21 protein-coding genes and 1 pseudogene are annotated in these 22,145 nt (G+C 74.5%); 14 read left to right on the forward strand and 8 right to left on the reverse strand.

The genetic code is table 11. The annotated features are described in order from the left end of the window. The 10 genes and pseudogenes from VQ02_RS34705 to VQ02_RS10410 all read left to right on the forward strand — a co-directional run. Positions 1-993: hypothetical protein (locus VQ02_RS34705; protein ID WP_209436996.1), on the forward strand; the 993-nt coding region annotated here is incomplete at its 5' end. 3 nt (positions 994-996) lie between these two features. Beyond that, positions 997-1,632, forward strand: coding sequence for a DUF2460 domain-containing protein (locus tag VQ02_RS10375; RefSeq protein ID WP_048444110.1), 636 nt, complete (start codon positions 997-999; stop codon positions 1,630-1,632). A gap of 16 nt (positions 1,633-1,648) precedes the next feature. Beyond that, positions 1,649-2,542, forward strand: a complete 894-nt coding sequence (locus tag VQ02_RS10380) for a DUF2163 domain-containing protein (RefSeq protein ID WP_048444111.1) — start codon at positions 1,649-1,651, stop codon at positions 2,540-2,542. After that, positions 2,535-2,969, forward strand: coding sequence for an NlpC/P60 family protein (locus VQ02_RS10385; RefSeq protein ID WP_048444112.1), 435 nt, complete (start codon positions 2,535-2,537; stop codon positions 2,967-2,969). The genes VQ02_RS10380 and VQ02_RS10385 overlap by 8 nt, the downstream gene beginning before the upstream one ends. A 106-nt stretch (positions 2,970-3,075) precedes the next feature. Then, entirely contained in the window at positions 3,076-6,975 is a 3,900-nt protein-coding gene (locus VQ02_RS10390; RefSeq protein ID WP_048444113.1) for a baseplate multidomain protein megatron, read from the forward strand. Beyond that, positions 6,968-8,695: a DUF2793 domain-containing protein gene (locus VQ02_RS39020; protein WP_063838473.1), complete on the forward strand. Its 1,728-nt coding sequence runs from the start codon at positions 6,968-6,970 to the stop codon at positions 8,693-8,695. Before VQ02_RS10390 ends, VQ02_RS39020 begins: the two co-directional genes overlap by 8 nt. A gap of 10 nt (positions 8,696-8,705) precedes the next feature. Beyond that, the gene (locus VQ02_RS38110) at positions 8,706-9,335 is read left to right on the forward strand and encodes a hypothetical protein (RefSeq protein WP_048444114.1); all 630 of its coding nucleotides are present in this window, start codon (positions 8,706-8,708) and stop codon (positions 9,333-9,335) included. Between the two features lie 50 nt (positions 9,336-9,385). Beyond that, positions 9,386-9,472 (forward strand): annotated as a pseudogene (locus VQ02_RS39025) (glycosyl hydrolase 108 family protein); the annotation flags it as partial. Further along, a complete protein-coding gene (locus tag VQ02_RS10405) occupies positions 9,439-9,954 on the forward strand; it encodes a glycoside hydrolase family 108 protein (RefSeq protein ID WP_245239675.1) in 516 nt (171 codons plus the stop codon). The pseudogene VQ02_RS39025 and the gene VQ02_RS10405, both read left to right, overlap by 34 nt. A gap of 41 nt (positions 9,955-9,995) precedes the next feature. Then, positions 9,996-10,265, forward strand: a complete 270-nt coding sequence (locus VQ02_RS10410; protein ID WP_048444115.1) for a Pam3-gp28 family putative phage holin — start codon at positions 9,996-9,998, stop codon at positions 10,263-10,265. Positions 10,266-10,387: 122 nt separating this feature from the next. Here VQ02_RS10410 and VQ02_RS10415 read toward each other — a convergent pair whose 3' ends face one another. After that, the gene (locus tag VQ02_RS10415) at positions 10,388-11,257 is read right to left on the reverse strand and encodes a protein-L-isoaspartate O-methyltransferase family protein (RefSeq protein ID WP_053080317.1); all 870 of its coding nucleotides are present in this window, start codon (positions 11,255-11,257) and stop codon (positions 10,388-10,390) included. A gap of 161 nt (positions 11,258-11,418) precedes the next feature. On the opposite strand from VQ02_RS10415, the gene VQ02_RS10420 reads away from it, so the two are divergent. Then, positions 11,419-11,946, forward strand: a complete 528-nt coding sequence (locus VQ02_RS10420) for a hypothetical protein (RefSeq protein WP_048444116.1) — start codon at positions 11,419-11,421, stop codon at positions 11,944-11,946. Then, positions 11,943-12,167 carry a hypothetical protein gene (locus tag VQ02_RS10425; RefSeq protein ID WP_048444117.1) on the forward strand — a complete coding sequence of 75 codons (225 nt, stop codon included), beginning with the start codon at positions 11,943-11,945 and terminating at the stop codon, positions 12,165-12,167. Before VQ02_RS10420 ends, VQ02_RS10425 begins: the two co-directional genes overlap by 4 nt. A 16-nt stretch (positions 12,168-12,183) precedes the next feature. Here the strand turns inward: VQ02_RS10425 and VQ02_RS10430 are convergent, their stop codons facing one another. Further along, positions 12,184-13,092 carry a L,D-transpeptidase gene (locus VQ02_RS10430; RefSeq protein ID WP_048444118.1) on the reverse strand — a complete coding sequence of 303 codons (909 nt, stop codon included), beginning with the start codon at positions 13,090-13,092 and terminating at the stop codon, positions 12,184-12,186. 329 nt (positions 13,093-13,421) lie between these two features. On the opposite strand from VQ02_RS10430, the gene VQ02_RS10435 reads away from it, so the two are divergent. Further along, positions 13,422-13,910, forward strand: coding sequence for a Ros/MucR family transcriptional regulator (locus VQ02_RS10435; protein ID WP_048444119.1), 489 nt, complete (start codon positions 13,422-13,424; stop codon positions 13,908-13,910). A 131-nt stretch (positions 13,911-14,041) separates the two neighbouring features. Further along, positions 14,042-14,338, forward strand: coding sequence for a GCG_CRPN prefix-to-repeats domain-containing protein (locus VQ02_RS10440; protein ID WP_048444120.1), 297 nt, complete (start codon positions 14,042-14,044; stop codon positions 14,336-14,338). Between the two features lie 253 nt (positions 14,339-14,591). Here the strand turns inward: VQ02_RS10440 and VQ02_RS10445 are convergent, their stop codons facing one another. From VQ02_RS10445 to hpnA, 6 genes are all read right to left on the reverse strand, one after another. After that, positions 14,592-15,623: a TIGR03885 family FMN-dependent LLM class oxidoreductase gene (locus VQ02_RS10445; protein WP_048444121.1), complete on the reverse strand. Its 1,032-nt coding sequence runs from the start codon at positions 15,621-15,623 to the stop codon at positions 14,592-14,594. Positions 15,624-15,705: 82 nt separating this feature from the next. Next, positions 15,706-17,697, reverse strand: coding sequence for a squalene--hopene cyclase (shc, locus tag VQ02_RS10450; RefSeq protein WP_048444122.1), 1,992 nt, complete (start codon positions 17,695-17,697; stop codon positions 15,706-15,708). 118 nt (positions 17,698-17,815) lie between these two features. Then, a complete protein-coding gene (gene hpnE, locus VQ02_RS10455; protein ID WP_157080572.1) occupies positions 17,816-19,117 on the reverse strand; it encodes a hydroxysqualene dehydroxylase HpnE in 1,302 nt (433 codons plus the stop codon). After that, the gene (gene hpnD, locus VQ02_RS10460) at positions 19,114-19,971 is read right to left on the reverse strand and encodes a presqualene diphosphate synthase HpnD (protein ID WP_048444124.1); all 858 of its coding nucleotides are present in this window, start codon (positions 19,969-19,971) and stop codon (positions 19,114-19,116) included. Before hpnD ends, hpnE begins: the two co-directional genes overlap by 4 nt. Next, on the reverse strand, positions 19,968-20,852 hold the full coding sequence (gene hpnC / locus VQ02_RS10465; protein ID WP_048444125.1) for a squalene synthase HpnC: 885 nt from the start codon (positions 20,850-20,852) through the stop codon (positions 19,968-19,970). Before hpnC ends, hpnD begins: the two co-directional genes overlap by 4 nt. Next, positions 20,849-21,895 (reverse strand): hopanoid-associated sugar epimerase, encoded by a 1,047-nt coding sequence (hpnA, locus tag VQ02_RS10470; RefSeq protein WP_048444126.1) that lies wholly within the window; start codon positions 21,893-21,895, stop codon positions 20,849-20,851. The genes hpnC and hpnA overlap by 4 nt, the downstream gene beginning before the upstream one ends. Positions 21,896-22,145: the final 250 nt, after the last annotated feature.

The following is a 22,145-nucleotide window of genomic DNA, read 5'->3' on the forward strand; positions in this document are numbered from 1 at the left end:
GCGGGCGGGCGGCGGGGGGCCCCCCCCCCCCCCCCCCCGCGCGCGGGGCCCTGGGGGGGGGCTGGCGCCGGGGGGGGGTGCGGGCCCGCCACGGAGGGCGCGGCGATCCGCGCCCGCATCGCCGACCCCTTCGCGATCAGCGGCGCGGGCTCCCGCGGCAGCCTCGCCCCCGCCGCACCAGTTGCCGAGCCCGCGCCGGCCCAGATGCCGGCACTGGCGCCGGCGCGGTCGGCCCCGGCGCGATCAGCCCGGCGCGCGGAGGAGGGCGACGACGCCTTCCGCGACGAGGTCGCGCGCCTGACGCGGCGCACCGGCGCCCTGAGGGTCGAGGCCGAGACGGTCGGCCGGGAGGAGGGCGCCGCCGCCCGGGCCGAGGCAGCGTTCCGCCTGCTCGAGGCGGCCAAGAAGGCCGGCCTCGCGGTGACGCCGGCCCTGCGAGCGGAGGTCGACCGAGTCGCCGAGGCCTACGGCGCCGTGACCGCCCAGGTGACCCGGGCGGAGGCCGCCCAGCGCGCCGCCCAATCCGCCTCGCGGGAGCTCGGCTCGGCCCTCGCGGACAGCTTCAAGGGCGCGATCCTGCACGGCGAGCGCCTGACCACGGTCGTCTCGCGGCTGGCCACCACCCTGGCGAGCCGGGGCATCGACCGCGCCTTCGACGGCCTGTTCGGCCGCGGCGGTCCCGCCGGCGACCTGATCGGTGACGCGCTGGGCCAGCTCGGCCTGACCCAGAACCCGACCGGCCGCGCCGCCGGCGGCCCCGTCACCCCGGGCGTGGCCTACACGGTGGGCGAGAGCGGCCGCGAGACCTTCGTGCCGCTCCAGCCCGGGCGCATCCTGCCGGCGGCGCACGGTCCCGCCCCGCCGCCGCCGGCCCCAAACGTCCAGGTCTCGGTCTCGATCGCCACCCCGGACGCCCCGAGCTTCGCCCGCTCGGAGGCGCAGGTGACCGCGGCGCTCGCCCGGGCGGTCCAGCGCGGCCTGCGGAGCCTGTGAACGATGCCCACTCCCTTCCACGAGGTGCGCTTCCCCCTCGCTCTCTCCTACGGCTCCCGCGGCGGGCCGGAGCGCCGCACCGAGATCGTGACGCTCGGCTCCGGCGACGAGGAGCGCAACGCCCTCTGGCGCCACTCCCGCCGCAGCTACAATGCCGGGCCGGCCCTGCGCCGGGCCGAGGACGTGGCCGTGCTGATCGCCTTCTTCGAGGAGCGCCGCGGGCCCCTCTACGGCTTTCGCTGGCGCGACACCTTCGACCACGCCTCCGCCCCGCCGGGAACGCCGGTCCGCCCGACCGACCAGCCGCTGGGCCGCGGCGACGGGACGAGCACCGTCTTCCCGCTGCAGAAGACCTATGGCGGGGCCCTCGCCCCCTACGCCCGGCCGATCGCGAAGCCGGTCGCGGGCAGCGTGCGCCTCGCCCTCGACGGGGTCGAGCAGGGACCCGACCGCTTCACGCTCGATCCGGCCACCGGCCTCGTCACGTTCCGGGTGGCGCCCGCCGCCGGGGCCGCGGTGACGGCGGGCTTCACCTTCGACGTGCCGGTGCGCTTCGCCACCGACCGCCTCAGCATCGACCACCAGGCGGTGCTCGCCGGCGTGGTCGCCGACATCCCGGTCATCGAGCTTCGTCGATGACGATCGAGGCGCACCGATGAAGACCCTGCCTCCCGGCCTCTCCGCCTCCCTCGCCTCCGGGGCCACCACGCTGGCCTGGTGCTGGATCGTCACCCGATCCGACGGCCTTCGCCTCGGCTTCACCGACCACGACGAGGAGCTGGTGATCGAGGACGTTCCGTGCGCCGCCGAGACCGGCGCCACCGCCTCCGCCCTCGAACAGTCGGTCGGCCTGTCGGTCGACGGTCTCGAGGTGATGGGCGCCCTGCGCGACGGGCGCCTCGCCGAGGCCGAGCTCGCCCGCGGGCTGTTCGACGACGCCGCCGTGGCGGTCTGGCGGGTCGACTGGACCCGGGTCGAGGACCGCGTGCTGGTGCTGTCGGGCCGCCTCGGCGAGGTGACGCGGGGGCGCGCCGGCTTCTCGGCCGAGGTGCGCAGCCTCGCCGCCGCCCTCAACCGCCCCACCGGCCGCCTGCTCCAGCGCTCCTGCGACGCGGATCTGGGCGACGCCCGCTGCGGCGTCGCCCTCTCCTCCGCGGCGCTCACGGCCCGGGCCGCGGTCGGCGCGGTGCTCTCGGCCGGGGCCTTCCGCACGGGCGGGCTGTCCGGCTACGCCGCAGGCTGGTTCACGGGCGGGCGCCTGACCTGGCTCTCGGGCGCGAACGCGGGCCTTTTCTGCGAGGTGCGCGGCCACGCCCGCCCCGGGCCGCTCGCGCCCGCCACCCTCGACCTGTGGCAGCCGCTGCCGGAGCCGATCGCCCCCGGCGACGCCTTCGCGGTCGCGGCGGGCTGCGACAAGACCGTTACGACCTGCGGGGCGAAATTCGACAACGCGGTCAACTTCCGCGGCTTTCCGCACATGCCGGGCAACGACTACGTCACCGGCTACGCGCAGGGCGGCGCCGGCAACGACGGAGGTCGCCTTGCCTGACCTCTCCGCCCGCGTCGTCGCCCTGGCCCGGCTCTGGCTCGGCACGCCCTACCACCACCAGGCCTCCCTGCGGGGCGCCGGCTGCGACTGCCTCGGGCTGGTGCGGGGCGTCTGGCGCGACCTCCACGGGCCGGAGCCCGAGCCGGTGCCGCCCTACACGCCCGATTGGGGCGAGGCGGACGGGGAGGAGACCTTGCGCGACGCCGCCCGCCGCCACCTGATCGAGATCGCCCCCGAGGCGGCGGGCCCCGGCGACGTGCTGCTGTTTCGCTGGCGCCTGGGCGCGCCCGCCAAGCATTGCGGCATCCTGAGCGGGGCAGGGCGGATGATCCACGCCTATGACGGCCACGCGGTGCTGGAGAGCGCCCTGCCGGCTGCCTGGGCCCGGCGCGCGGCCTACGCGTTCCGGTTCCCGCCGGCCGGCTGATCGCCCCCCTCATCCCGGTAGCCGGCGCCGGCCGCCATGCGCGAGCCGGGCGCCCGACCACGGCCGCAGCCCGACTCCGGCCGCATCCCAAATCCGGTCGCATCCCATGAGCACGCTCGTCCTCTCCTATGCCGGCCAGGCGGTCGGCACGGCGCTCGGCGGCCCGATCGGCGGCGCGATCGGGCGGGTCGTCGGCGCCGCCGGCGGCAGCGCCCTCGACCACGCCCTGTTCGGGGGGCGGCAGAAGCCCGTCGTCAGTCTCGGGCCACGCATCGCCGACCTCTACGTCACCGCCTCCTCGGAGGGCGCCGCGGTGCCCCGGGTCTACGGTCGCGTCCGCGTCGCCGGCCAGATCATCTGGGCGACGAAGGTCCGGGAGACCCAGAGCGTCGAGAAGGTGCGGGGCTCCGGCGGCAAGGGCGGGGGCGCGCAGCCGAAGACCTACACCGTCACCTACAGCTACACCGTCTCGGTCGCGGTCGGCCTGTGCGAGGGGCCGATCACCGGCCTCGGCCGCGTCTGGGCCGACGGCCGGCCGATCCGGCTCGCGGACTACTCCCACCGCCTGTACCGGGGCGGCGAGGACCAGCTGCCCGATCCGAAGATCGAGGCCGTCGAGGGCGCCGCGCCCGCCTATCGCGGCCTCGCCTACCTGGTGCTCGAGGACCTGGCCCTCGGCCCCTTCGGCAACCGGGTGCCGGTGATCACCGCCGAGGTGATCCGCCGGCCGCCGAGCCACGACGGGCGCCCGCGCCTGGAGGAGCTCGTCACCGCCGTCACCCTGATCCCCGCGATGGGCGAGTTCGTCTACGCGACCAAGCCCGTCGTGGCGACCGGCCTCGGCACGCTCCAGGGGCAGAACACCGTCTCGGGCGGGCCCGACCTCGTCGCCGCCCTCGACCAGCTCCAGGAGGAGGCGCCGGCCTGCCGGCACGTCTCGCTCGTCGTCGCTTGGCAGGGCAGCGACCTGCGCCTCTCCGCCTGCCGCATCGCGCCCCGGGCCGAGACCGCCGCCAAGGTCACCAGCGGCCAGACCTGGGTCGCGGCGGGGCTCACCCGCGAGGCCGCCGGGATCGTCAGCCGGGATGCCGAGGGACATCCGCTGATCGGCGGCGCGCCGGCCGACCTCTCGGTGGTGCAGGCGATCCGGGAGCTGAAACGCCGGGGGCTTGCGGTCACGCTCTACCCCTTCGTGATGATGGACATTCCGGCCGGCAACGGCCTGCCCGATCCCTACGGCCGGCCCGAGCAACCGCCATTTCCCTGGCGCGGGCGGATCACCGGCCATCCCGCCCCGGGCCACCCGGGCACGGTCGACAAGACCCAAGCGGCGGCCGATCAGGTCGCCGCCTTCTTCGGCGACACGCAAGGAGGCGACCTCGCCTGGACCGGCGCCACCGTGGCGAGCCGGCGCCCGGACGAGTGGGGCTTCCGCCGCTTCATCCTGACTTGCGCCCGCCTCGCCGAGGCCGCCGGCGGGGTCGACGCCTTCCTGATCGGCTCGGAGATGGTCGGGCTCACCACCCTGCGCTCGGGCCCCGCGACCTTTCCGGGGGTCGCGGCCCTGCGCCGGCTCGCCGCCGACGTGCGGGCGATCCTCGGCCCGGGCACGGCGCTCACCTACGGGGCCGACTGGACCGAGTACGCCAATTACCGCCCGGCGGACGGCACGGGCGACGTGCTCTTCCACCTCGACCCGCTCTGGGCCGACCCCAACATCGACGCCATCGGCATCGACAACTACATGCCGCTCGCCGACTGGCGCGAGGGCTTCGACCACGCCGACGCCCGCGCCGGGTTCGCCTCTCCCTGCGACCCGGCCTACCTGCGGGCCAACGTCGCCGGGGGCGAGCTCCACGACTGGTTCTACGCCAGCCCGGCCGACCGGGAGGGCCAGGTCCGCACGCCGATCCGCGACACGGCGCACGGCGAGGACTGGGTCTTCCGCCTCAAGGACCTGCGCGCCTGGTGGGAGAACCCCCACCACGACCGGCCCGGCGGGGTGCGGGCCGCCGCCCCCACCGCCTGGGTGCTGCGGAGCAAGCCGCTCCGCTTCACCGAGCTCGGCTGCCCGGCGATCGACAAGGGCATGAACCAGCCCAACGTCTTCCTCGACCCGAAATCCGCCGAGAGCGTCACGCCGCACTTCTCCCTCGGCCGGCGCGACCTCGCCGTCCAGCGCGCCTACCTGGAGGCGGTGCTGGCCTACTGGCGCGAGGACGCGCACAACCCGGTCTCGCCGCTCTATGGCGGGCGGATGCTCGACTGGGAGCGGATCGCGGTCTGGACCTGGGACGCCCGGCCGTTCCCGGACTTCCCGCGCCAGTCCGGCGTGTGGCGCGACGCCGACAACTACCGCCTCGGCCACTGGATCAACGGCCGCCTCGGCCTCGCCCCCCTCGCCGACGTGGTGGCGGAGCTCTGCGCCGGGGTGCCGGCGGACGTCTCGGGGCTGTTCGGGATGGTGGAGGGCTACGCGATCACCGAGCCGGCCTCCGCCCGCGCGAGCCTCGGCCCCCTGCAGCAGGTCTTCCCCTTCGAGGCGGCGGAGAGCGGCGGACGGGTCGTCTTCCATCCCCTGGCCCGGCCGCCGGCGCTGCGGCTCACCCCGGACGGCCTGGTGGCGGGGCGGGACGGCGCCTCGGACTACACCCGCACCCGGGCCGAGGCCGGCGCCTTGCCCGGCAGCGTCGCCTTGTCCTACCTCGATCCCGGCCGGGACTACCGCGGCGCCACGGTCGAGGCCCGGCGCCCCGGGGGAGCGCCGGGGCGCACCGCCGTGAGCGTGCCGCTCGCCCTCGACGAGGGCGCCGCCTCGGGCGTCGCGCAGGGCCTGCTCCAGCGCGCCGCCCTCGAGCGCGAGGCCCTGACCGGCGCGCTGCCGCCCTCCTGCCTCGCCCTCGATCCCGGCGACGTGATCGCCGTCGACCTCGACGGCCGGCGGACCGAGTATCGCCTCACCCGCCTCGGCCTCGAGGCGGGCCGGCCGTTCGAGGCGGTGCGGACCGAGGCCGGGCTGCATGCCGGGCCCGACGGGGGCTTGAGCCGCCGCGACCCCGACCCACCCGCACTACCGGGCATCGGCCTCGTCGCCTTGCTCGACCTGCCGACCCTGCGTGCGGCGCCCCAGCCCCTGCTGCTCGCCGCCTACACCGAGCCGTGGGCGCCGCTCGCGGCCGAGCTGGCGCCCGAGGGCGGCGCTTTCGTGCCGGACGCCGTGATCCCGGTGCCGACGATCATCGGGCGCCTCGCGGCCCCGCTTGCCGCCGGCCCGCGCCATCGCTGGGACCGGCGCAACACCGTCGAGGTCGAGCTGCCCCGGGGGGCGCAGCTCGCCGCCGCAACGGAGCGCGCAGTGCTCGACGGCGCCAACGTCGCGGCGGTGGAGACGCCGGCCGGGCGCTGGGAGGTGCTGCAATGGACGGAATGCCGGCTCACCGGCCCGGGCCGCTACCGCCTGGGCCGCCTGCTGCGCGGCCAGCTCGGCAGCGACGCCGACATGGTCGGGCTCCTGCCGGCGGGCAGCCGCTTCGTGGTGCTGGGCGAGAGCCTCGCACCGTCCGGGCTCGACCCCGCGGAGCGACGGCCTCACCGGCTGCGGATCGGCCCGCAGGGGCGCCCGCCGACGGCCCCCTCCTGGATCGGCCTCGGGATCGTCCCGCAAGCCCTCTCCCTGCGACCCCTCGCGCCGGTCCAGGCCCGCCTGCGCCGGATCGGCGACGGCGACCTCCGCGTGAGCTGGATCCGGCGCACCCGGATCGACGGCGACCCGTGGGAACAGGTCGAGGTGCCGCTCGCCGAGGAAGCCGAGGCCTACGCCCTCGACGTCCTGTCCGGGTCGACGGTGCTGCGCACGCTCGCGGTGACGGCGCCCGCCGTCACCTACACGGCCGCCCACCAGGCGGCCGACTTCGGCGGGCCGGTCACGAGCCTGTCCGTCGCCATCCACCAGCTCTCCGCAACCTACGGCCGCGGCGCGGCCTTGAGGGCGACCCTGTATGTCTGACGCGGCCACCGCCAACCTCGCCCTGCCGCTGCTGGCGGCGGCGCAGGCACAGAAGCACGTGACGCACAACGAGGCGTTGGTCAGCCTCGACACGCTGGTCCAGCTCGCGGTCCTCGACAAGGATCTTACCGCGCCCCCGGCCGGCCCGGCCGAGGGCGACCGCTACCTGATCGCCGGCGCGAGCCCGACCGGGGCGTGGTCGGGCTGGACGGGCCGCGTGGTGCGCTACCAGGACGGGGCGTGGCGCTCCTTCCTGCCCCGGCCGGGCTGGCTCGCCTTCGTGGTCGACGAGGTGGACCTGTACACCTGGACAGGTGTGGGATGGGTGTCGTTCCGCTCCACCCTGACGGCGCTCCAGAACCTCGCCCGCCTCGGCCTCGGCACCACCGCGGACGCGGCCAATCCCTTCGCCGCCAAGCTCAACAAGGCGCTCTGGACCGCGCTGACCACCGGCGAGGGCGGCAGCGGCGACCTGCGCTACACCCTCAACAAGGAGGCCTCCGGCAACACCCTCTCGCTGCTGTTCCAGTCCGGCTTCTCCGGCCGGGCCGAACTCGGGCTCACCGGCGACGACGACCTTCGCCTCAAGGTCTCGGCCGATGGCGGCACCTGGCGCGAGGCCCTGCGGGTCGACCGCAGCACCGGCGGCCTCGACCTCGCCGCGGCCGAGGCCTCCGCCCCGGTCGCCGCCACCGTCGACCTCGGCGCGCTCCCCGCCCTCAAGGTCGCGCTCACCGGATCCGGCACGGTCACCAGCTTCGGCACGAGCCCGAACCGCGTGCGCCTCCTGCGCTTCACCGGCGCCGCGACCCTGACCCACAACGCCGCCAGCCTCGTCCTGCCGGGCGCGGCCAACCTCGTCACCGCCGCCGGTGACACCGCGCTGGCGACCTCGGACGCGGCGGGCAACTGGACGGTGCGGGCCGTCCAGCGCGCCACCGGCAAGCCGCTCACCGGACCGGCCGCCGCCGAGATCACCGACGCGACGGCGACCGGACGGGCGGTGCTCACCGGCACGGCGGCGCAGGGGGCGACGGCGCTGGGGCTGGGGACGGGCCAGGCGCCGACCTTCGCCGGCCTGCAGATCAGCACCGCCAGTTCCGATCCGACGCTCACCCTGACGGCTCCCGCCGCCGGCCAGTGGTCGCGGATCGGCGCGAGCGGGCCCATCGTCCTCGCGCCGTCCGGCCAGGCCAGCGCGACCCCGGTGCTGTACGCCGGCACGGGCGGGGTTTCGATCAACCGGCCCGGCGGAACGCCGGCCTACACCCTCGATGTCGTCGGGTCGTTCGGCGTGTCCGGAACCGCAACCACCAACGTCGTCAACGCCAACGCCTACCAGCTCAGCGGCGCGAACATCCTGCAAGATGTCGGCAGCGGCTATCGGGCGTTCATGGTCGGCGGGATCCAGATCCTGGCAGCCCGCGACAGCACCGCGGACACGTCCACGTACTACTCGAACGCCAGTCACGTCTTCCGCAGCCGGGACTACACGGCGACGTTCGCGACCGTCTCGGCGTCCGGTCTTGTTGTCAACGGCACTGTGCGTCCAGGGACCTACACCGTCGCGACGCTCCCGGCCGGCGCAGCCTCTGCCGTCGTCTATGTCTCGAACGCCCGCAAGCTGGGCGAGGCGGCGGGCTCGGGGACGGGGGTGGTCGCCTACTACTCCAACGGCAACTGGCGGCGGCTGTCGGACGACAGCCCGGTCGCGGCGTGAGGTGCATGAGATGGGTGACCTCTACCTCTACGAGTTCCTGTATCGCGGCCGGCCGGCGGACAGCACCGAGCCGCCGGCCTGGCACGTGGTGCTCGGCCAGCACGTGACGCCGCCGGGCGCGGCCGAGGCGCAGTTCGTGGCGAGCGGGGCGCTGACGCCGGCTCAAGCCGAGGCCGCGGGCTTTCCCCTCGCGGCGGTGCTGGACGGGATCAACGCAGCGGCTCTGGCCGGGCGGGACGCGGCGTCGGCCGAGGCAGCGGGCCTGCGGCGCGAGCGGGACGCGGCGGCCGCGGCCCGCGATGCCCTGGCGGCGGAGCGGGACGGGCTGGCGGCGCAGCTCGCCGCGCGCCAGGCCGGTCCGGCGCCGATATCCGACCGGCAGTTCTTCCAGGCGCTGGCGATGGCCGGCGCGATCGGGCCCGACGAGGCCCTGGCCGCGGTGATGACGGGCGTCCTGCCGGGCCGGATCGAGGCGGCGGTGGCGGCGCTGCCGGCGGCGGAGCAGTTCGCGGCGCGGATGCTGCTGTCGGGCGCCACCACGTTCGAGCGCGGGCACCCGATGGTGGCGCAGCTCGGCGCCGCGCTGGGCTACGACGCCGCCGCCCTGGACGGCTTGTGGAGCGCCGCGGCGGCGCTGTGACCGGGTGCGCCGGCCGGCGCACCGAAGACCCTGACGACCGGAGGACCCTGATGGCCGCGAATTTCGAGCGGGCGCTGTCGCTCGTCCTGAAGCACGAGGGGGGATGGTCGGACGATCCCGCCGACCCGGGCGGCGCCACGAATTTGGGCGTCACCATCGGCACGCTGAGCCTGTGGCTCGGCCGGCGACCAAGGCGGAGGTGCGGGCACTGACGCCGGCGTCCGTGGCGCCGCTCTACCGGCGGCGGTTCTGGGACGCGGTGCAGGGCGACGCGCTGCCGGCGGGCCTGGATTACGCGCTGTTCGACTTCGCGGTGAACAGCGGCCCGAAGCGGGCGGTGATCGGGCTGCAACGGGTGCTGGGCGTGGCCGATGACGGGCGGCTCGGGCCGGTGACGCTGGCGGCGCTGGCCGGGCGGGACGTGCCGGCGCTGATCGGTGGCCTGTGCGACGGGCGTCTGGCGTTCCTGCGGGCGCTGTCGACCTGGCCGCGGTTCGGGCGCGGCTGGGGCCGGCGGGTCGAGGAGGTGCGGGCCGCCGCGCTCGCGCTCCACGCCGCCCCGGATCGGGCCGCCGCACGGAATGCCTGCCCCGCCTGCGGCCGGCCCGTCGCGGCCTGACGCGCAGATCCTCACCCCCGAGATTTCAGCAGGAGATTGCCATGAACCAGGATCAGCTCACCACGCTGCTGCGCACCCTGCTGCAGTTCGGCGGCGGGATCGCCGTCGGGCGTGGTTGGATCGATGCCGACACCGCCACCACCCTGACCGGGGCGCTGGTCACGCTCCTCGTCACCGTCTGGGGCCTCTACGTGCGGCGCAATGCCGGCCTCGTCGCCTCCGCGGCCGCGGTGCCGAGCGTCCAGGCGATCCTGGCCGACCCGGCGACCGCCAGTGCAATCCCGAGTCCCAAGGTCAAGTCGCCAGCGTAGCGCATATCCCGGTCCCGGGACGCCACGATCACGGTCGCTGCGTCGGCATCCCGGACCATGGAAAACCGTCACCGGCCTCGCCATCCCTCGCGGACGAAGCCGGTGCCCTCGGAAACGTATCGTCATCCATAGGCGAGGCACCAGCCCGGACCGCGCAGCCAGCACCTGTCCTCGGGGAGCGCCGCCGTGCGGTCGAGCGTCCGGACGGCCTCCTGGCCGCCAGCCGCCAGCGCGCGCGCCAGGGCCAGCTCGGCCTCCGGGTCGCGGGCGCCGGCGCATGGATAGATCAGGGTCGGGGAGAGGCAGCGCGCGGCATAATGCTCCCCGTCGCGACGCTCGATCAGGAAGACGGCCCCTCGGGTGATCGGTGTGCCGGGCAGCGGTCCGGCCGTGAGGGGCAGGATCAGTCGCCCGCCGACCGTCAGCGCGTCGAGCCAGGATTCGGCCGGGCGCGCCGCGCCGGCATTGACGAGAACGAGGTCGGCCGGGGGCAGCGGCATGGCGGCGCCGTCGCCCGCGACGATGCGGACCTGCGGCAGCCCGGCCAGCGCATCGACCGCGAAGGCCGCGAGGTCGGGATCGTGCTCGATGCCGAGCACGTGGCCCGCCTCGCCGACGAGGCGGGCCAGCAGGGCCGTGTAGTAGCCGGCCCCCGTGCCGACATGCACCGCCGTCATGCCCCGTTCCGGCCGCCCCCGGGCGATCAAGCCAGCCAGGAAGGAGGGCTGCCCATTGTTGAGGTGCCGCTCCGGCCGGATCGCCACGGGCACGTCCTGGTAGAGATAGACCGGGTCGTCATCGGGCGTCGGCGTGTAGCCGCCGGACAGCCGGGCGAGGTGCCAGGGGCCGGGCGGCAGGAAGCGCTCGCGGGGGATGACCGCCAGGGCCGCCTCCAGGGCGCTGCGCAGCCCGGCGTCGTCGGGAGCCGCCGCGTGGGCGACGTGCCGGGCGTAGATGTACCGTGCGATGGCGGTCCGCTCGTCCCGTGTCATGGTGCCTGCTCCCGATGCTCGCTCTCGGGCCGCCGGTGCGCGGCCATGGAGGCAGGCACACGAGCGCCCCGGACGCGGACCGGCCGGACTTTTTTGTTTACGCCTGTCCGCGTCCGGCGCGCCCGTGCGCATGACGCGAGAAGAGGGCGGGCAGGGCGACGATGGGGACGGACGAGGCGGAGCAACGCGACGTCGCGGGAGCGATCCGCAGCCTGTCGACCGTCGATCTCGCGCGCCTGCGGGCGCTCGCCCGGCTGCGGGCGCGCCGGCTTCCTGGTATCGACTGGTCGGACATCCTGCACGAGGCGATCGTGCGGGCGCTCGACGGCACGCGGCGCTGGCCGCCGGGGGTCCCGGTCGTGGTCTTCCTGGCCGGTTGCATGCGCTCGATCGAGCACGACCTCCGGCGGCGCTTGGCGCAGGAGCGGGCCTGGCGGGAGCACGACCCGGCGGATTGCGAGGGTGCCGATCCCGAGCGGGCGATCGCCGCCGCTCAGGCGCTCGGCGCGATCGTGGCGCTGTTCTCCGGGGACGAGACGGTGCTGCGGATCATCGAGGGGCTGGGCCACGGCCGCGCGGCCGCCGAGATCCGTGCCCAGCACGGCCTGTCCCAGACGGATTACGACAGCGCCCGCAAGCGGCTGCGCCGCGCGCTGCTGCGGCTCGATTCCGAGGGAGGCCCGCGATGACCCAGTGGCGACCCGACCTCGCGCTCGATCGGCTGACCGAGGCGCTCGAGGCCGAGATCCTGTCGGCGCCAGAGCCGGAGGTGCGGGCCCTCGTGGCGGAGGCCGCGCGCGAGGCCGAGGCCCTGCGGCGGCTCGTGCTGCGGGCGGTCGACCGCGCCGAGGAGGGGACCGGCCTGCCGCCGGGAGCGGCCGGAGGCGTCCCGGCCCTGCGGCGGCCCTGATCCCCGCCTCGCGAGGTCAGCCCAGCACCACCACCTGCGCGCCCAGCGGCACCCGGGCGTAGAGGTCGATCGCGTCCTGGTTGATCATCCGGATGCAGCCCGAGGAGACGCTGCGGCCGATGCTCTCCGGCTCGGTGGTGCCGTGGATGCGGTAGAGCGTGTCCTTGTTGTTCTGCCACAGGTAGAGGGCGCGGGCGCCGAGGGGGTTGCGCGGGCCGCCCGGCACGCCGAGCCCGCTCTGCAGCTGCGACACCTGGCGGGCGAGGGTGGGCTGGCGGGCGATCATCTCCTTGGGCGGGTACCAGTCCGGCCAGGCCTGCTTGGAGTTGATGGTGGCCGCCCCCGACCAGGCGAAACCCTGGCGGCCGACGCCGACGCCGTAGCGGCGCGCCCGGCCGCCGTCCTGGATCAGGTAGAGGTGGTGCGCCCGCGGATCGACCACGAGGGTGCCGGGCGCGTAGCGGCCGCCATAGGCGACCTCCTGGCGCAGGAAGGACGGGTTGGCCCGGCGCCAGCGGAAGGCCGGCACCGGGAACGGCTCGGTGTCGATGGCCGCATAGGCGCGGGCGTAGTCGATCGGCCCGTCATCGACCACGACGGCGGCGTTCGGATCGACGGCGCCCTGCGGCGGCGCCACGGCGCGGCGTCCGGAAGGGCTGCCCCAGAACGAGTCCTCCGGGGGCTCCGCCGGGACGGGCTCGCCGCGATAGGGGTCCGCGAACTGGCCCCGCATGTCCTGACCCCGCGTGTCGTAGAACGTGCCGTCATCCGCAGGGACGGGATCGCGGGAGCGCCGGCGCCGGGCGGGGGCGAGGTCCTGGTCGGTCCAGGCATGGGCAGGGCGCGGCAGCGCGCCCGCCAGCAGCGTCGAGGCGAGGCCGGCGGCGGCACCGGTGACCAGAAGGCGGCGGTTCGGGTCGGTCATGGGAGGTCTTGACGATCGCGCTGACAGGAACGGGACGCCGGATGGCGCAATGCAGCAACAGCTAGGGCATTCGACCACCGAGGGGAAACCGCCGCCCGCGAAAAAAACCGCCAGGACCAACGGGCTAGCGCCTTATCCGGGCGACTGTGGCGCCCATGCCGCCCCGCCGGGAGCGCTCGACGGGAAGCGGGGCCGCGCGGCCAATCGCGTGCAATACTTTTTGTATTTCGTAACGCGACTAAGAAATTCTGTTGTTACGCACATCCCCTGTGGTTGACGCTCGCGAATTCACGTGCCCTCTTGAGCCGCTCACTTCGATCTGGTGCGCCATGACCAACGATGATCCCACCCGATCGCTCGATCTGATCGAGCTCGCCGCCGACGTCGTGTCGGCCTACGTGGCGAACAACTCCGTTCCGGCGGCGGATGTCCCGGGGCTGATCGCAGCGGTTCACACCTCGCTGAGCCATCTCGGGGCGACCCCGGCGCCGGAGCCCGAGAAGGCGGCGCCCCCGGTCCCGATCCGCAAGACCGTGACGCCGGACCACATCATCTCGCTCGAGGACGGCAAGCCCTACAAGACGCTGAAGCGCCACCTGGCCGGGCGGGGGCTCACCCCGGAGCAGTACCGCCAGAAGTGGGGCCTGCCGCCGGACTACCCGATGGTCGCCGCCAACTACGCCGCCCAGCGCTCCGAGCTCGCCAAGAGCAGCGGCCTCGGCCAGAGCCGGCGCAGCCGCGGCGCGGCCCTGCGGGCGGCATCCGACCCCGTGGTCTCCGGGGAGGATCCGGGCGAGCGCCGCGGCCGGCGCCGCTGAACCCCGGCGATCCGCGCTCCGATGAGCGGGAGCCGACGGGCCCGCTCATCGTGCATTCAGGTCGTTAGCCCTTTTCTGAGCGGGCGGGGCGGCCCTCGCGGCCGCCCGTCAATCTCAGGAGAGACTCCACGATGACGCACGTCAAGGTGCTCGGGATGGTCGCCCTCGTCGCTGGCAGCCTGGGCCTCGCGTCGGCCGCGCAGGCGGTCCCGATCGGCCTCGGCGCGGCGGGCGGGCTCGCGACGGATGCGGGCGTGACCCCGGTCGCCGGCGGCTGCGGTCCCGGCTTCTTCCCGAACCGGTTCGGCTACTGCCGCCCCTTCTACGGCCCCCGACCGTTCTACGGACCGCGCTACGGCTATTACGGCCCGCGGCCGTACTGGCGGCGTCCGTATTACGGCCCGCGTCGCTTCTACTACGGCTACTGACCCCAAGCCCGAGCGGGAGCGTCTGCCGCGCGGGCAGCACGTCGGGTGAGAGACACCGCGTGACGATCGAGGCGCCCGACCGGCCGGTCGGGGCCTCGATGCGTTTCATGCCAGGGCGCTATCGCATCAGCGCAGCGTCTCGCGGCGCCGGCCTGCTCGGGCTTGGCCCGCACCGCCGAGCAAGGCCATTCGATGGCACGGCGGCATTACCAGCGAGAATTCGCGGCGTGACCGATCCGGGGGTTCCGGACCGCTAACCCGCCCGCGCGGCGGGCTTGCGCCCGAACGGGTCGAACTCGATCACCGGCGCCTTGCGGCCGCGCAGGGTCGGCAGCACCCGCTCGCCGAAGGCGTCGATGAAGGCGGGCTGGCTGCCGCCGACCTGGTGCAGGTCGATGCTGTCGAAGCCGAGGGCCGCGCAGGCGGCGATGCGGTCGGTGAGGGCCGGCAGGTCGTGGGAGATCAGCACGGTCTCGTGCATGTCCTCGGGCCGCAGGTAACGGGCGGCGGCCTCGAAATCGGCCGGGCGGGGCAGCTCCCAGGCGACCGCCGCCGGCAGGGCGTTGAAGCGCCACTCGGCATGGGCCTGGTGCAGGGCCTCGGCCGGGTCGGGGGCGTAGCTGAGGTCCATCTTGAGGAAGACCGGCTTGTCGGCGCCGCCGCTCTCCCGGAAGGCGTCGATGATCGGGCCCAGGGTCTCGGGGCTCGTCCCGACGGTGAGCAGTCCGTCGGCCCAGGTGCCGAGCCAGGCGGCGGTTTCAGCGCTGGTCGCAGCGCCCACGAGGCGGGTCGGTGTCTCGGGCAGCGACCACACCTTGGCGTCCACCGCCGTGAGGCGGCCGCGCTGGGTCACGGTCTCGCCGGCCAGGAGCGCCCGCATGATCTCGGCGCCCTCGCGCAGTCGGGCGTTGCGCTCGGCCTTGTCGGGCCAGGCGCCGCCGGTGGCGCGCTCGTTCATCGCCTGCCCGCTGCCCAGCGCCACCCAGGGCACCCGGCCCGGGAACATCTGCCCCAGGGTCGCCACCGCCTGGGCCAGGACCACGGGGTGATATCGCCAGCCCCCCGGCACCGAGATGATCCCGAAGGTCAGGCGCTCGGTCGCCTGGAGAGCGGCGCCGAGCCAGGCCCAGGCGAAGCCGGCTTCGCCCTGGGAGGGCGACCAGGGCTGAAGGTGGTCGGAGGAGAAGGCCCCGTCGAAGCCGGCCTGCTCGGCCCGCTGGGCGAGCGCGAGCAGCGCCCGGGGCGGGCACTGCTCGTGGGAGATGTGGTAGCTGTAGAGGGTCATCGCGAGGCTCCGGCCCGTGAATGCCCGAGCCCGGGCGGTCGTTCCGGGCGAGCGCGGTTGCGCCGCGGGCCGGCGCGCCCCGCTACATTCCCACCGCCACCCGGCGGCTGTTGCCGCGCTGGAGGTTGCGGTAGCGCGCCAGCGCCCACAGCGGGAAGAACTTCGCGTAGCCGTGGTAGCGCAGGTAGAACACCCGCGGGAAGCCGGTACCGGTGTAGAACTCCTCGCTCCAGAGCCCGTCGGCCCCTTGCGTGCGGGCGAGGTAGTTCACGCCGCGGGCCACCGCCGGGTGGTCGGCCTCGCCCGCCGCCATCAGGGCGATCAGGGCCCAGGCGGTCTGGGAGGCGGTGCTCGCCGCCCGCTCGTAGCCGCGATACTCGAGCTTGTAGCTCGCCGCGTCCTCGCCCCAGCCGCCGTCCGGGTTCTGAATCGAGACCAGCCAGTCCACGGCCTTGCGCATCGGCGCCGAGGCCGGGTCCTGGCCGGCGGCGTTGAGGGCGCAGAGGGCCGACCAGGTGCCGTAGATGTAGTTCATGCCCCAGCGGCCGTACCAGCTGCCGTCCTCCTCCTGGTCGGCCAGGAGGTAGTCCATGGCCCGGGCGAGGACAGGGCTGGTCTCCCGCGTCTCGCCGAGCTGGGCCAGCATCGAGATGCAGCGGGCGGTGACGTCGGCGGTCGGCGGGTCGAGCAGGGCGCCGTGGTCCGAGAACGGGATGTAGTTCAGGTAGTGGTAGGTGTTGTCGGCGTCGAAGGCCGCGAAGCCGCCGTCGCGGCTCTGCAGGCCCTCGATCCATTCCCGGGCCCGGGCGATCGACTGGGTGTAGTCGGACCCGCCCTCGCCGGGACGGAGGCGGGTCTGGGCCCGGTCCATCGCCATCGCCACCACGGCGGTGTCGTCGAGATCGGGGTAGTGCGGGTTGGCGTACTGGAAGGCCCAGCCGCCCGGGCGCACGTCCGGCTTGCGGGCCGCCCAGTCGCCCTTGATGTCGAGGACCTGGAGAGGCTTCAGCCACTCGAGGGCGGCGCGGGCTTGGCGCTCGTTGTCCTGCCCGCCGGCCTCCATCAGGGCATGGGTGGCGAGCGCCGTGTCCCAGACCGGCGAGAGGCAGGGTTGGACGTAGGCCTCGTGCTCCTTGACGGTGACGAGCTTCTCGACCGCCGAGCGCGCTGTTGCCACCAGGGGATGGTCCTCCGGGTAGCCGAGCGCCTCGTACATCAGAACGGAGTTGGCGATGGCCGGGAAGATGGCGCCGAGGCCGTCCTCGCCGTTGAGCCGCTCGCTGACGAAGGCCACCGCCTTGTCGATAGCCCGGGCCCGGGGACCGGCCGGGAAGGCGGGCTCGACCACCCGCAGGATGTCGTCGATGACCGCAAAGACTGGTCGCCAGGGCGAGGATTCCTGCGCGCCGGAGGGCCAGCGCCGGATCCGCTCGGGAGCTTGGGTGAACAGCTCGCGCACGCCGACGCCGCGCGGGTTCTTGGCCCGCGGCCTCTTCACCTGCAGCACGAAGAGCGGCACCATCACGGTGCGGGCCCAGTACGAGACCTTGTCGAGGTGGAACGGGAACCACCGCGGCAGCAGCATGACCTCGACCGGCATCGCCGGCACGGCGGTCCAGGGCACCTCGCCGTAGAGGGCGAGCAGGGTGCGGGTGAAGACGTTGGCGTGGGCCGCGCCGCCGCGCTGAAGGATCGCGTCCCGGGCCCGGCGCATGTGCGGGGCGTCGATCGGATCGCCGATCATCTTGAGGGCGAAGTACGCCTTGACGGAGGCGCTCATGTCGAAGGGGCCCTCGTGGACCAGGGCCCAGCCGTGGTGCAGCGGGCTCTGCGTCCGACGCAGGTAGACGGCGATCTTCTCCTCGAGCTCCCGCGCCGGCACCGAGGCGCGGAAGTGGTGGTAGAGGATGTACTCGGACGGAATGGTGGCGTCCGCCTCGAGCTCGAAGCACCAGTGCCCGTCGGCATGCGCCAGCTGCGTCAGCGCCCGGGACGCGGCCGACACCCGCCGCTCGACCTCGTCGAGGGTGACGTCCTGCGTGCTCTTGCGTTGCAGCGTCTCGACCTTGCCCACGGTGTCCCTGCCCTTCCTCTCTGGCGCGCGGCTCCGCTCTGCCGCCCTGACGATCACATCATACCGCAGCGCACAAACGCTGCCCACACCTACGCTGTTCCGGACGCGGGCTCCCGCGTCAAGCGGCCCCGCGCAACGCAGCATTGCCGCCGGTGCCCGAAGCGATGCCTGCACCGAGCAGCACCTGTGCGGCGCTCGCCCCGGAGCGGATCGCTCCCTCGATGGTGGAGGGAAGCCCCGTCGCGGTCCAATCTCCGGCGAGCGCGAGATTGGGTATGTGCGTGCGCGCACCCGGCCGGCGCGCCGCCTCGGCGGGCGTCGCCGCGAAGGTCGCGCGCTTCTCCTTGACGATCTGCCAGCGGGGCAGGGCCTCGCCGGCGAATCCGGAGAGCCTCGACACCTCGTCCCAGATCGTGCGGGCGAGTTCCTCCCGCGGCACGTCGAGCAGGCGGTCGGCGCCGCTGATCGTCACCGAGAGCCGGTCCGGGTAGGAGAAGAGCCACTCGGTCACGCCGCCGACCACGCCGAGGAGCAGCGGCGCTCCCGGCTTGGGAAGAATCGCGAAATGGGCGTTGACGATCGAGCGGTGGGTCTGCGGCACGCTCAAGCCCGGCAGCAGGTCGACGGCGACCCAAGAAGGCAGGGCCATGACCGCCGCGTCGCCGGGCCCGAGTTCCTCCGCGCCGTCCGAGAACTCGAGCCGGGCGAGGCGCCCGTCCTCGATCCCGAGCCCACGGAGGCGGCGCCCGAGGCGCACCTCGGCGCCCGCCGCGGCGAGGACCGTCAGGGCCGGGTCGACGAAGGCCGCCGACAGGCCCTCGACCGCGACGAGCGGCCGGCAGGCCCGGCCGCCAGCGCCGAGCGTCTCGCGCAGGATGGTGGCGGCGAGGCCGGCGTCGCTCTCCTGCGGCTCGGTGTTGAGGGCGGCGAGCAGCACCGGGCGCCAGAGCCGGTCCCACAGCAGCCCCTCGCAGGCCATGCTCTCGCCGATCGTGGCGGCGCGGGTCGCGCCGCGGAAGATGCCGAGTGGAGCGAGGTAGTCGCGGGCGCGGCTGCCCGGCACCCGGCGGCGGGCGTCGAGCACCCACCAGGGCAGGCGCCCGGCATTCGGCCGCAGGGTCCAGCGCTCCCCCGTGGCGAGGTCCGCGAAGGCGAAGGCGGCCTCGTCCGGCCCGGCGAGCACCCCTGCGGGTGCGCCGGCCTCCTTCAGGAAGTCGAGGGAGTCGCGGTTGCCGGAGAGCAGCAGGTGGTTGCCGTTGTCGATGGTCAGCCCGAGGGCCGGATCGAAGTAGGAGCGGCAGCGGCCGCCGGCCTGCTTGGCCGCCTCGTGGACCACGACGCGACGGCCCGCCTTGGCGAGGCGCAGGGCCGCCGAGAGGCCGGCGAGGCCGGCGCCGAGGACATGGACTGTGCTCATCAGACGATCGCGTGACGCAGGAGGACGCCGATCAGCGCGAGCTTGCCGGGCTTCACCCGCGTCCGGGGCGCCGCCCAGCCGCGCTTGCGCAGGCCGACGAGGATCAGGTGATAGGCAGCCCCCATGATCCGGGGTGCCTTGGTGGCCCGGCGGGACTCGGCGTGCATGATCGCCCAGGCGGCATCGTAATGTCCCTGCGCCTCGTCGAGGAGCCGGGCGCAGACCTCGCCCAGGCGCGGATGAGCCAGCGCGCTCTCGGGCGTCGGATGCGACAGCCCGATCGCCGCGAGCGGCTCGGCCGGCAGGTAGAGCCGGCCGCGCTCGGCATCCTCGTCGATGTCGCGCAGGATGTTGGTGAGCTGGAGCGCCCGGCCGAGATGGTGGGCGAGCTTCACGCCCGGCTCCTCGGGCAAGCCGAAGATCCGCACCGAGAGCCGGCCGACGGCGCTCGCCACCCGGTCGCAGTAGAGGTCGAGGGTCGCGGAATCGGGGGCGACGATGTCGGCCTCGGCGTCCATCGCCATGCCGTCGATCACCGCCTGGAAGTCCTCGCGCCGCAGCCCGAACTGCCGCACCGGGCCGACGAGGGCCTGCACCCGCGGGACGGGACGGCCGGCATAGAGGGCGTCGATGTCGGCGCGCCAGCGGTCGAGCTCGGCGGCGCGAACCTCGCGGGCGCCGCCGTCGTCGGCGACGTCGTCGACGGCGCGGCAGAAGGCGTAGACCGCGTACATCGCGTCGCGCTGCTCGGCCGGCAGCAGCCGCATGGCGGTGTAGAACGACGAGCCGGCGGCCGGGAGGGCCGGGGCGTCGGCGGCCTCGGCTTGGGAGGCGGGCTGGGAGGCGAGGGCGGTCACGGGCGGGCTCCCCGCAGGGCCGGGTGGAGGTGGCGGCGGAACGGCCGCCGGGCAAGCGCCGTGGTGGCGGCGCCGAGCGCGGTGAGCGCGAACGCGGCCTTGCCGTGGTGGACCTTCTCGCTCAGCGGGTCGCGGACGAGCAGGCCGCGGGCGAGCAGCACGGCGAGGCGGTGGATCGCCGCGATCTCCATGGCGAGCCGCGTGTCGTCGATGAGGTCGGGCAGGGGCCGGCCCTCCTCGAGGAGATCGAGGCAGCGCTGCGCCAGCTCCTTGATCACGGCGCGGAGCGCCGGGGTGGCGCGCTCAAGCCCCAGATCCTCGACGCGGGCCCCGTGCTTCTCCAGGGTCTCCCGCGGCAGGTAGACCCGATCGACATTGCGAAAATCCTTGCCGCAATCCTGCAGGTGGTTGATCACCTGGAGGGCGGTGCAGATCGCGTCCGAGGTGGCCCAGGTGCGGCCCGGATCCTCGCCGTGGACGTCGAGGACGAAGCGGCCGACCGGCACCGCCGAGTAGCGGCAGTAATGCGCGAGTTCGTCCCAGTTCTCGTAGCGCGACTTGTGCGCGTCCATCCGGAACGCGTCGAGGAGTTCCAGCGCGTGGCGCGGCGGCAGCCCGCGCTCGGCGAGCGAGCGGCGCAACGGGGCGGCTTCCGGATCGTCGGGACCCTTGCCGGTCAGCGCGTCGGCGAGGCCGTCGAGGAGCGCGACCTTCTTCTCCGGCGACAGGCCGGCATTGTCGGCGACGTCGTCGCCGGCCCGGACGAAGTAGTAGAAGTCGAGGATCGGGCCGCGGTGGCGCGGATGGATCAGGTGCGAGGCGACCGGAAAATTCTCGTCGCGGTGCCCCTTGCCGGAGCGCGCCTCGGTGGCGGTGGTCATCGGATGTATCCAGCCTGACGGAACCAGGCGACGGCGTCGGACAGACCGTCGCGGTAGGGCCGGGCCGCGTAGCCGAGCTCGGCCCGGGCCTTGGCGTCGGAGAAGAACATCCGGTAGCGCGACATCCGGATGCCGTCGATCGTGGCGAGCGGCGCCTTGCCGGTGATCCGCGCGGCGAGCTCGGACACGAAGGCCACCGGATAGACCGCCGCCCGCGGCAGCCGCACGGTCGGGGGCTTTCGCCCGACGAGGCCGGCGATGTCGGCGAGCATGCGCGACAACAGAACGTCCTCGCCGCCCAGGATGTAGCGCTCGCCGATGCGGCCCCTGTGCAGGGCGAGTAGGTGGCCCTTCGCCACGTCGTCGACGTGGACGAGATTCAAGCCCGTATCGACGAAGGCCGGCATCTTGCCGTTTGCCGCCTCGACGATGATCCGCCCGGTCGGGGTCGGCTTGACGTCCCGCGGGCCGATCGGGGTCGAGGGGTTGACGATCACCGCCGGCAGGCCGTCGCGGGCCACCATCTCCTCGACCACCCGCTCGGCCACCACCTTGCTGCGCTTGTAGGCGCCGATGGCGGTCTCGGGCGTCAGAGGCCGGGTCTCGTCCGCCGGGGTGCCGTCGTCGTGCGGCTTGATGGTGGCAACGCTCGACGTGTAGACCACCCGCTCGACGCCGGCATCTAGCGCCGCCCGCATCAGGGCCCGGGTGCCGTCGCGGTTGGTCCGCACGATCTCCTCCGGATCCGGCGCCCAGAGCCGGTAATCCGCCGCGGCGTGGACGAGGTAGCGCATGCCGCGCATGCCGGACGCCGCAGCTTCCGGATCGCGCATGTCGCCCTCGACGATCTCGACGTCGGGCCAGGTCAGGTTGGTGCGCGGGCTGGTCGCGCGCACCAGCACCCGGACCGGGAAGCCGGCGGCGCGGAACACGTCGACCAGGGCCGGGCCGAGGAAGCCGCTGGCGCCGGTGATCAGCACCGGGCCGGCCTCGAGCCCGGTGCCGGACGGGGTGGACGCGGAACGGTGCTGGGCCTCGGTCATGCGTTCCTTCTCGGCGGCTCGGGCGGCGGGCCCGGTCTTTCCGGCGATGACTCAATTCGGGAAGCCGGGCCGCTTCTGCCAGCCCGGCGCCATGCCCGCAAGGCACGGGCAAATCGATCGCGGGCGACCGTGCCGCCCGCGCATCAGCATCCTGACCCCGGGATGATCCGGTTCCGGTCGCGAGGCCTCAGGCGAGGCGCAGGCGCCCGCCCCGCTCCGCCGTGGCCTCGCGCGTCGGCAAGGCGGCCTC

Source organism: Methylobacterium variabile, assembly GCF_001043975.1.
GTDB classification, from domain to species: Bacteria; Pseudomonadota; Alphaproteobacteria; order Rhizobiales; family Beijerinckiaceae; genus Methylobacterium; species Methylobacterium variabile.